This is a genomic window from Flavobacterium sp., assembly GCF_020217025.1.
Taxonomy (GTDB): domain Bacteria; phylum Bacteroidota; class Bacteroidia; order Flavobacteriales; family Flavobacteriaceae; genus Flavobacterium.
The window spans coordinates 1-10000 of record NZ_JAIWOF010000171.1 but is presented as its reverse complement, the minus strand read 5'-3'; the positions used below and the strand labels follow the sequence as shown (position 1 = coordinate 10000).

11 protein-coding genes and 1 tRNA gene are annotated in these 10000 nt (G+C 31.9%); 10 read left to right on the top strand and 2 right to left on the bottom strand.

All coding sequences use genetic code 11. The features are described from left to right. The 6 genes from LDL23_RS08740 to LDL23_RS08715 form a co-directional block, all read left to right on the top strand. Positions 1 to 746 (top strand): PglZ domain-containing protein (locus tag LDL23_RS08740; protein ID WP_291265350.1); only part of this gene is annotated, 746 nt, incomplete at its 5' end. 23 nt (positions 747 to 769) lie between these two features. Then, complete coding sequence (gene tsaE, locus LDL23_RS08735) at positions 770 to 1183, top strand: tRNA (adenosine(37)-N6)-threonylcarbamoyltransferase complex ATPase subunit type 1 TsaE (protein WP_291265349.1); 414 nt, start codon at positions 770 to 772, stop codon at positions 1181 to 1183. Positions 1184 to 1284: 101 nt separating this feature from the next. Then, the gene (locus LDL23_RS08730) at positions 1285 to 2481 is read left to right on the top strand and encodes an alanine dehydrogenase (protein WP_291265348.1); all 1197 of its coding nucleotides are present in this window, start codon (positions 1285 to 1287) and stop codon (positions 2479 to 2481) included. A gap of 59 nt (positions 2482 to 2540) precedes the next feature. Next, complete coding sequence (locus LDL23_RS08725; RefSeq protein ID WP_194095637.1) at positions 2541 to 2927, top strand: DUF4258 domain-containing protein; 387 nt, start codon at positions 2541 to 2543, stop codon at positions 2925 to 2927. 83 nt (positions 2928 to 3010) lie between these two features. Continuing rightward, a tRNA-Val gene (locus tag LDL23_RS08720) sits at positions 3011 to 3085 on the top strand. Between the two features lie 97 nt (positions 3086 to 3182). Continuing rightward, on the top strand, positions 3183 to 4160 hold the full coding sequence (locus LDL23_RS08715) for a hypothetical protein (RefSeq protein ID WP_291265347.1): 978 nt from the start codon (positions 3183 to 3185) through the stop codon (positions 4158 to 4160). 30 nt (positions 4161 to 4190) lie between these two features. On the opposite strand, the gene LDL23_RS08710 is transcribed toward LDL23_RS08715, so the two are convergent. Next, positions 4191 to 5357 (bottom strand): proline dehydrogenase family protein, encoded by a 1167-nt coding sequence (locus LDL23_RS08710; protein ID WP_291265346.1) that lies wholly within the window; start codon positions 5355 to 5357, stop codon positions 4191 to 4193. A gap of 94 nt (positions 5358 to 5451) precedes the next feature. On the opposite strand from LDL23_RS08710, the gene aroB reads away from it, so the two are divergent. From aroB to LDL23_RS08690, 4 genes are all read left to right on the top strand, one after another. Further along, positions 5452 to 6519 carry a 3-dehydroquinate synthase gene (aroB, locus tag LDL23_RS08705; protein WP_291265345.1) on the top strand — a complete coding sequence of 356 codons (1068 nt, stop codon included), beginning with the start codon at positions 5452 to 5454 and terminating at the stop codon, positions 6517 to 6519. Positions 6520 to 6816: 297 nt separating this feature from the next. Next, entirely contained in the window at positions 6817 to 8226 is a 1410-nt protein-coding gene (locus LDL23_RS08700; protein ID WP_026726206.1) for a decarboxylase, read from the top strand. A gap of 11 nt (positions 8227 to 8237) precedes the next feature. Then, entirely contained in the window at positions 8238 to 9212 is a 975-nt protein-coding gene (locus tag LDL23_RS08695; RefSeq protein WP_111565829.1) for a deoxyhypusine synthase family protein, read from the top strand. Positions 9213 to 9299: 87 nt separating this feature from the next. Further along, positions 9300 to 9689, top strand: coding sequence for a DNA primase (locus LDL23_RS08690; RefSeq protein WP_291265344.1), 390 nt, complete (start codon positions 9300 to 9302; stop codon positions 9687 to 9689). A 39-nt stretch (positions 9690 to 9728) separates the two neighbouring features. On the opposite strand, the gene LDL23_RS08685 is transcribed toward LDL23_RS08690, so the two are convergent. After that, positions 9729 to 10000 (bottom strand): DinB family protein (locus LDL23_RS08685; protein WP_366935486.1); only part of this gene is annotated, 272 nt, incomplete at its 5' end.

Sequence of the window (10000 nt, the reverse complement as noted above, 5' to 3'; positions counted from 1 at the left end):
CAACTCAATATGCTCGTAATGCTATTTTCTCAGGATTAACTCCGTTAGAAATGGAAAAGAAATTCCCTCAATATTGGAAAAACGATACTGATGAAGGCGGAAAAAACCTCTATGAAGGCGAATTTTTAACCGAGCAATTAAAACGCTTAGGATTAAACATCAAGCAAGAATATTATAAAATTACCAATTTTGCTTCGGGAAAAAAATTAGCTGATAATTTCAAATCCTTAAAAAACAACGATTTAACTACGATAGTTTATAATTTCGTAGATATGTTATCGCACGCTAAAACTGAAATGGATGTAGTGAAAGAATTAGCTTCAAACGATAAAGCGTATCGTTCTTTGACGGCAAGTTGGTTCAAGAATTCTCCGCTTTTGGACATGATTCAGCAAGCACAACAACTTGGTTTTAAATTAATTATCACAACCGACCACGGAACTATCAATTGTAAAAATCCGTCGAAAGTTATTGGTGATAAAAACACGAGTTTGAATCTTCGCTACAAAACCGGAAGAAGCTTAACTTATGAAGACAAAGACGTTTACGCTGTGAAAGATCCTAAGAAAATTGGATTACCAGCACTAAACATGAGTAGCTCTTTTATTTTTGCGAAAAACGATTTATTTTTGGCTTACGTAAATAACTATAATCATTATGTGAGTTATTACCGAAATACCTATCAACACGGAGGAATTTCGTTAGAAGAAATGGTGATTCCATTCTTAGTTTTAGAGCCAAGATAATTAAGTAAAATTTGAGTTTATATATGACCGTAATTTACAGTTTAGAAGAAATAAATGCCATTGCAAAACAGATTCTTGCTACACCTTCGTTAAAGAAAATCATCACATTTCATGCGCAAATGGGTGCCGGAAAAACGACTTTAATTAAAGAATTGGTAAAAGAATTAGGCGTAAAAGATAATTCAAGTAGCCCAACATTTTCTTTAGTAAACGAATACAGAACTTTTGAAGGTGAAACGGTGTATCACTTTGATTTATATCGTTTAAATTCGGAAGAAGAAGGTTATGATATGGGATTAGACGAATATTTCTATTCTGATAATTGGTGCTTTATCGAATGGCCAGAAAAAACGCCAAACTTAATTCCGATTGACCATGCTAGTATTACTATTAAAATTTTACCAAATGGTAAACGTGAACTAATGCTCAAAAATTAAATACATAAGAGAATAGAAAATCAACTTCTATTCTCTTTTTTTGTGAATCTATTTCCCAAGTCTAAAATAATTCCTAATTTAGAACCTCAAAATCAAAAGTAATGTCGATATACACTCCTTTTTCTGCTTCGCAATTGCTTCCACAAGAAGAAAAACTTGAAGTAGCGCGTCATAAAAGCGAATTATTTATAGGAATTCCAAAAGAAACATCCTATCAAGAAAGAAGAATTTGCTTAACACCAGATGCGGTTTCTTCATTGGTTTCGCACGGACATCGCGTAATGTTAGAATCAGGAGCTGGAGAAACTTCAAGTTATACCGACAAAGAATATAGCGATGCAGGTGCGGAAATTACTCAAGACACCAAAAAAGTGTTGGGTTGCCCAATGATTTTGAAAGTAGAGCCACCTACTCTTACTGAAATTGAAATGATGAATCCGCAAACCATTGTGATTTCTGCAATTCAATTAAAAACTCAGAAAAAAGAATATTTTGAAGCTTTAGCAGCTAAAAGAATCACGGCTTTAGCATTTGAATTTATAAAAGATGAAGATGGTTCGTATCCAGCAGTAAAATCATTATCTGAAATTGCAGGAACTGCCTCTATATTAGTTGCTTCCGAATTAATGATTGGTGAGAACATTGGAAAAGGTTTACTTTTTGGAAATATAACTGGAGTTCCACCAACAAAAGTTGTAATCATTGGTGCTGGAACTGTGGCAGAATACGCTGCCAGAACTGCTTTAGGATTAGGCGCGCATGTTAAAGTTTTTGATAATTCGATTACCAAATTACGTCGTTTGCAAAACACTTTAAATCAAAGAATTTTCACTTCTACCATTCAAGAAAAATCGCTTTTAAAAGCGTTAAGACGTTGTGATGTTGCTATTGGCGCCATGAAAGGAAAAAACAGAGCTCCAGTTGTGGTTACCGAAACCATGGTCGAACACATGAAAAAAGGAGCTGTAATTGTAGATGTGAGCATTGATACGGGTGGTTGTTTTGAAACTTCAGAAGTGACGACTCATGAAAAACCTACATTTATTAAAAATGGTGTAATTCATTATTGTGTTCCTAATATTCCTTCACGTTATTCTAAAACGGCTTCGATGTCGATTAGCAATATTATTTCTCCTTTCTTATTACATATTGCAGATGATGGTGGAATTGAAAGTGCTATCCGCTGCAATAGAGGTTTGAAAAACGGAATTTACAGCTATCACGGCTTATTAACTAATAAAGCGATTGCAGATTGGTTTAATTTAGAATATCGTGATATCAATTTGATTGTTTTTTAAAGTTAAAATCTAGGGACTATGTGTGTAATTTAAACTAAATTTGCACAAAATTATAATTTATGAAGTTTCAGTTTCGTTTAGCATACTATTTATTTGGCATATTTTTAGGAGGAGTTTTTGTTATGTGGTTTTTAAAAGCTAAAGCCGATGACAAAGGGGTTGAGTTTTGTTACTTGCCTAATTGCCGTGTTTTAAAAGATTTAAGAAGCAAATCATTAGAAATTGATTCTTTAGCAAAACAATCGTTAGATGCAAAATGGGTTACTTTAGAAGATATCCGTCAAAGTTTACGCTATGGCGATGTAGATTTTTCAAAAAGTAATGAAGCTTACAGAAAAGGTAAAATTTACGTTATTGAAGGTAGAACTTCTAAAAATGAAGAGATTACGATTACAATGGTCAATTATACCAACAAAGTCTTATTAGAAAAGATAGAAAAAAAGTAATTTTTTTTATCGAAACACTTGCAAAAACAAATATTCCTTGTATATTTGCACTCGCATTACGGTAATAGTAAAGCACTTTATTGGGGCGATTAGCTCAGCTGGTTCAGAGCACCTCGTTTACACCGAGGGGGTCGGGGGTTCGAACCCCTCATCGCCCACAAAAATTAAATCCTACAGAAATGTAGGATTTTTTGTTTTTATCAAATAGTGTAACAAACATAAATTTTAGTCGTCTTTTGATATAAACAGTCAGTTATGCGTTATAAATTTATCTTATTCATATTATTCACCTTTTATATTTCGTTTTCACAGAATTTGAATAAGACTTTATTCAAAAAAGATAGTTTACTCATCGTTAAAATGAATCCTAAAAAAGGTTTTCAAAACGATTATATTTTGTTTATCCCAAAAGGAACACAATTAAATAAAAAAACTTTTCTCCTTGTTGAACCTAATAATACTGGAAAAACTTCAGATAGTATTAGTATTCATCAAAAATATGCTATCGATTTAGCTTCCGTAAGTTCGGTTGGAAATAATGTGGCAACCGAGTTAAAAATTCCTTTACTTGTACCCATCTTCCCAAGACCTTCATCTCAGGAACTAATTTACACTCACGCTTTAGATAGAGATGTTATTTTAGAAGATTCTCAAGAATTAAAAAGATTAGATTTACAATTGTTAGCAATGATAGATGATGCAAAAAGTGTTTTAAGTTCTATGAGTATTGTAATTGATGACAAGTTTTTTATGAATGGATTTTCTGCTTCAGCTACATTTTCAAATCGATTTGCTTTTATTCATCCTGAAAAAATAAGAGCTTTAGCTATAGGAGGATTTAATGGTGAATTAATGCTTCCGAATAAGGAAATTAACAACGTAAAACTTAACTATCCTTTAGGTATAAATGATTTTTCAAAACTATTTCATAAAAGGTTTGATGAAAATCAATTCAAATCAATACCGCAATTCATTTACATGGGAAAATTAGATAATAATGATGCTGTCCAATTTGATGATGCTTATAACGAAATAGAAAGAAACATCATAAATGTAAATTTAGGAACAGAAGTACAAAATCGTTATTTAAAGTGCCAGGAAATTTATAAAGAAAATCACGTAAATGCTACATTTAAAAACTATGAAAACGTAGGACATTGGACAACTTCAGAAATGAATTTAGAAGTGATAAAATTCTTCTTTAATCAGATGCAAATTAAACAGAACCCATAAAAAAATCCCGCTACTGCGGGATTTTATCATTTATAACTTTCTACGTTCTTTTTCTTTCTTGATCAACGTTAGTTCTCGACTAGTTTGACCAGCTACCGAAGTGTTTTCCTCTGCTCTTCTAATTAGGTAAGGCATCACGTCTCTAACTGGTCCAAATGGTAAATATTTTGCAACATTATACCCTTCTGCCGCTAAATTGAAACTGATGTTATCACTCATTCCTAATAATTGTCCGAAGAAAATACGTTTATCATTTTTAGCAATTCCTTTTTTTTGCATCAATTGCATCAATTTGTATGAACTTTCTTCGTTGTGAGTTCCTGCAAAAACAGCCATTTTATCAATATGTTCCACCATATAAGCTACAGTAGCATCATAATTAATATCTGTTGCTTCTTTAGAAACGCAAATTGGCGATTTTTGTCCACGCTCTGCTGCTCTTTCATTCTCTTTTTCCATATAAGCGCCACGAACCAATTTCATTCCAATGTAAAATCCTTCTGCTTTTGCTTGTTCGTGAAGATTTTTTAAATAATCCAATCGATCCCAGCGATACATTTGCAACGTATTAAAAACAATCGCTTTTTGTTTGTTGTATTTACGCATCATATCAGTTACAATAGCATCTGCAGCATCTTGCATCCAACTTTCTTCTGCATCAATCAATAACAAAACATCTTTTTCAAATGCTGTTTTACAAGCAATATCAAAACGTTCTATTACGCGATTCCATTCATTTTGTTCGTTTTCTGTCAAATGAGCTTTATCTCCTACTTTCTCGTATAAAGCTAAACGTCCGAATCCTGTAGGTTTAAATACTGCAAACGGAATCGCTTCTCTTTCTTTAGCAAATTCAATTGTTTTTAAAGTCATGTTCAAAGCTGCATCAAATTGTGCTTCTTCTTCTTTTCCTTCAACTGAATAATCTAAAACTGAAGAAACACCTTTCGTATACATTTTATCTACCACACGAAGGCAATCATTCTCGTTAACACCACCACAAAAGTGATCAAAAACGGTTGAACGTATCAATCCTTCAACTGGCAAATGGGCTTTTAAAGCAAAATTAGTAACGGCTGTTCCAATTTTAACTAAAGGTTGACTATCGATTAATTTGAATAAAAAATAAGCTCTTTCTAACTCGGTGTCACTTTTTAAGGCAAAAGCAACTTCTGTATTATTAAATAGTGTGTTCATTGTGTTTTGTAATAAAGTGATACAAATATACGCCACAGTTATCGAATAATAAATAAAAAATGACGTATTTTGCAGTCAAATTTTACACATTTTCATGCAAACCATACAAGCAACTAATTATTCCGTATTTTTTAATGAAACAGGCTATGAAAAATTAGCCTCATATCTTGTTACAACGCATTATTCTAAAATTTTTATTTTGGTTGACGAAAATACCTCGCAGTATTGTTTACCTCATTTATTAAATAATTTGGCAACCGAAATTGAAATCGAAATCATTGAATTAGAAGCGGGTGAAAATCATAAAAATATAGCAACTTGTACCGAAGTTTGGGCTGCTTTATCAGAATTAGGCGCCGATAGAAAAAGTATTATCATCAATTTAGGCGGTGGTGTAATTTCTGATTTAGGCGGATTTGTAGCTTGTACATTTAAAAGAGGAATTGATTTTATTAACATTCCTACCACTCTACTTTCCATGGTTGATGCTTCCATTGGTGGTAAAAATGGGGTTGATTTAGGTAATTTAAAAAATCAAATTGGGATTATTCGCGAACCTAAAGCTGTAATTATTGATACCGAATTTTTAAGTACTTTATCACAAAGAGAAATGCGCTCCGGATTAGCTGAAATGCTAAAACATGGATTGATTTTCGATAAGAACTATTGGGATAAATTTAAAAACTTAAAGGATTTAAGTACAGAAGATTTAAACGAATTAATTCATCAATCCATTCAAATAAAAAACACCATTGTTTGTGAAGATTTAACTGAAAATGGTATTCGAAAAGCACTAAATTTTGGACATACTTTAGGTCATGGAATCGAAAGCTATTTCTTAGAAAACGAAAACAAAACTAGCTTACTTCACGGAGAAGCAATTGCAGCAGGAATGATTTTAGAAAGCTATATTTCTAAAGAAAAAGGATGGCTAACTAATGAGGAATATCACGAAATTAAGTACATTATAAATGATATTTTTGAACGCATTGAATTCGATGAAAACGATATCAATCAAATCATTGAGCTATTGATTTACGATAAGAAAAATGAATTCGGAAAAGTACAATTTGCACTTCTTGATGGAATCGGAAAAATCAAAATCAATCAAGAAGCAGACAATGAATTGATTTTCAAGGCATTTGAAGATTATGCCGTCTAATCATTTTTTTACATTTTCTATAAATAATAGCCATTTTATTTTTTAACTTTGCGCCCATGAAAGAAAACAACTATACGAACAATTTCAACAGAATTCTTAGCAATAGGAATGCTGACTTATCTATTATTGATCGTTTGTTCTTTTCTATTTTTTGTTTTCATATAATTGATTTATTCGCGTTATCGAAAACTTTTAGTGAAAAACTATTAATTCGATTTGCAAATATTAGGGTTTGAAAATTAAGGTTTAAAACAGTAAACATTTAAGCTTTTTTAATTTTTAATCTTATTTTTCAAAATGAATACAAAATATTACGACTTAATTAATCAGACTTTTTATTTTCCACAGGAAGAATTTACTTTAAACAAAGACAATCTTCAATTTCACGGTATCGACTTAATGAAATTAGTAGAAGAATATGGTACTCCTCTTAAGTTTACCTATTTGCCTAAAATTTCTCAAAATATCAACCGTGCAAAAATGTGGTTTAGAAATTCAATGGAAAAGCATGGCTACGAGGCTAAGTATTTCTATTGTTATTGCACCAAAAGTTCGCATTTTGAATTCATTTTAAATGAAGCTTTAAAAAATAATATTCATCTTGAAACTTCTTCTGCTTTTGACATTAATATTGTTGAAAGTTTGATGGAACAAGGGAAAATCAATAAAAATACTTTTGTTGTTTGTAACGGATTTAAACGCGATCAATATGTAACCAACATTGCGCGTTTAATCAACAACGGACATAAAAATACGATTCCGGTAATTGATAATTTTGAAGAATTAGATTTATTACAAGAAGAAATCGATGGGAAATTCAAAATCGGAATTCGTATTGCTGCGGAAGAAGAACCAAAATTTGAGTTTTACACGTCTCGTTTAGGAATTGGTTATAAAGACATCGTTCCTTTTTATAGAAAACAAATTGCAGACAATAAGAAAGTGGAATTAAAAATGCTTCACTTCTTTATTAACGCAGGTATTCGTGACACAGCCTATTATTGGAACGAATTATTAAAATGTATGAAAGTGTACATTGCTTTGAAAAAAGAATGTCCTTCATTAGATAGTTTAAATATTGGTGGTGGCTTCCCAATTAAAAATTCATTAGCTTTTGATTACGATTACCAATATATGGTAGACGAAATCTTAAATCAAATCAAAATTGCTTGTGATGATGCAGAAGTTGCTGTTCCTCACATTTTTACAGAATTTGGTTCGTTTACTGTAGGTGAATCTGGAGGTGCTTTGTACCAAGTTTTATACCAAAAGAAACAAAATGATAGAGAGAATTGGAACATGATTGACTCTTCTTTCATCACTACTCTACCAGATACTTGGGCAATTAACAAACGTTTTGTTATGATGGCAGTGAATCGCTGGAATGATACTTACGAACGGGTTTTACTTGGCGGATTAACTTGTGATGGAGACGATTATTACAATTCGGAACAACACATGAATGCGGTTTATTTACCAAAATACAACAAAGAAAAACCATTATACATCGGATTCTTTAATACTGGAGCTTATCAAGAAACTATTGGAGGTTTTGGCGGATTAAGTCACTGTATTTTACCACAACCAAAACACATTTTAATTGATAAAGACAAAAACGGAATTATTGCAACTGAAGTATTTTCAGAACAACAAAAAGCCGAAGACGTTTTAGAAATTTTAGGATACATTAAGAAAAAAGAACAATAAAATAAAAAGTAATGAGCAAAGGACCAATTAGTCAGTTTATTGAGAAACATTATCTTCACTTTAACTCTGCCGCTTTAGTAGATGCAGCAAAAGGATATGAAGAGCATTTATTAGACAACGGAAAAATGATGATTACATTAGCGGGTGCCATGAGTACTGCTGAATTAGGAAAATCATTAGCCGAAATGATTCGTCAAGATAAAGTACATATTATTTCTTGTACTGGAGCTAATTTAGAAGAGGATATCATGAATTTGGTAGCTCATAATTCTTATAAAAGAGTTCCAAACTACAGAGATTTATCACCACAAGAAGAATGGGATTTATTAGAAAACCATTACAATCGTGTAACTGATACATGTATTCCTGAAGAAGAAGCTTTCAGAAGATTACAACAACATTTATTTGATATTTGGAATAATGCCGATTCAAAAGGAGAACGTTATTTTCCACATGAATTTATGTACCAAATGATCAATTCAGGCGTTTTGGAACAATACTATGAAATCGACCCAAAAGATTCTTGGATGGTAGCTGCTGCTGAAAAAAACTTACCAATTGTAGTTCCAGGTTGGGAAGATAGTACTATGGGTAATATTTTCTCTTCTTACTGTATCAAAGGAGAATTCAAAGCCACTACAATGAAAAGCGGAATTGAATACATGATGTGGTTAGCTGATTGGTATCCAAAAAACTGTGCTGGAAAAGGAATTGGTTTCTTCCAAATTGGTGGTGGTATTGCAGGAGACTTCCCTATTTGTGTAGTTCCGATGTTATATCAAGATATGGAAATGCATGATGTGCCATTTTGGAGCTATTTCTGTCAGATTTCTGACTCAACAACTAGTTATGGTTCGTATTCTGGAGCAGTTCCAAACGAAAAAATTACTTGGGGTAAATTAGATATTACAACGCCTAAATTTATCGTAGAGTCTGATGCTACGATAGTTGCACCGTTGATGTTTGCTTACGTTTTAGGCTGGTAAAATTTTTAAAAAAAATATTAAATTTTACTTGAAAATATAAGCTAAGGATATTACATTTGACGAAATTACAAGATTAAAACCTACCCAATGAAAAGAGTTATTGTTGATTACGCTAAATTAACAAATGAAATCTTAACCTTACTAGTTGAGAAATTTCCTGACGGATATGATGATTCGGATGTTATTCGATTTAAAAATGCTAAGAATGAAACTGTTGAAGCTGTAGAAGTTCGTACAGAAGATACTATTTACTTAGTAAAAGTAAGTACTAAACTTGCTGATAGAATCGAAAACTATGACGAAGATGATATTATCGAAGATGATGTTGTAGTAGTACCAGATGAAAAAATCGGAGCTTTAAAAGACTTAGATATCGATGAAGACGATGATGATGATATTTCAAATGATTCAGACGATATCGAAGATTCTGAAGACGGAGATGACGATGATGATGCTGACGAAGACGATGAAGATTAATACATAAAAAAAGGGATTCAAAATTGAATCCCTTTTTTATTATAAATATCTTTCTAAAATTACGTTTTTATGATGCAATTCATGACCTAACATAATATATCCAATTGCTCTTACCGAAACACTATTATTAGAAGCTGTTCCTAAACGAAGTAAATCATCATTAGTAAAAGTTTCAAATAAACTTATAGAGGCATTTCGTACCGTTTCGTATTCTGTTAATAGACTTTCATATTCTCTATTATTAGCATTTGCAGTAACAACATAATCATTTTCTTCAAAACCTGGTAAAGCCGTGCTGTCATTTCTAGCGA

Bases quoted from the DNA above. Each gene is read 5' to 3' on its own strand.
- tsaE (WP_291265349.1), top strand. From the start codon at position 770: ATGACCGTAATTTACAGTTTAGAAGAAATAAATGCCATTGCAAAACAG.
- LDL23_RS08730 (WP_291265348.1), top strand. From the start codon at position 1,285: ATGTCGATATACACTCCTTTTTCTGCTTCGCAATTGCTTCCACAAGAA.
- LDL23_RS08725 (WP_194095637.1), top strand. From the start codon at position 2,541: ATGAAGTTTCAGTTTCGTTTAGCATACTATTTATTTGGCATATTTTTA.
- LDL23_RS08715 (WP_291265347.1), top strand. From the start codon at position 3,183: ATGCGTTATAAATTTATCTTATTCATATTATTCACCTTTTATATTTCG.
- LDL23_RS08710 (WP_291265346.1), bottom strand. From the start codon at position 5,357: ATGAACACACTATTTAATAATACAGAAGTTGCTTTTGCCTTAAAAAGT.
- aroB (WP_291265345.1), top strand. From the start codon at position 5,452: ATGCAAACCATACAAGCAACTAATTATTCCGTATTTTTTAATGAAACA.
- LDL23_RS08700 (WP_026726206.1), top strand. From the start codon at position 6,817: ATGAATACAAAATATTACGACTTAATTAATCAGACTTTTTATTTTCCA.
- LDL23_RS08695 (WP_111565829.1), top strand. From the start codon at position 8,238: ATGAGCAAAGGACCAATTAGTCAGTTTATTGAGAAACATTATCTTCAC.
- LDL23_RS08690 (WP_291265344.1), top strand. From the start codon at position 9,300: ATGAAAAGAGTTATTGTTGATTACGCTAAATTAACAAATGAAATCTTA.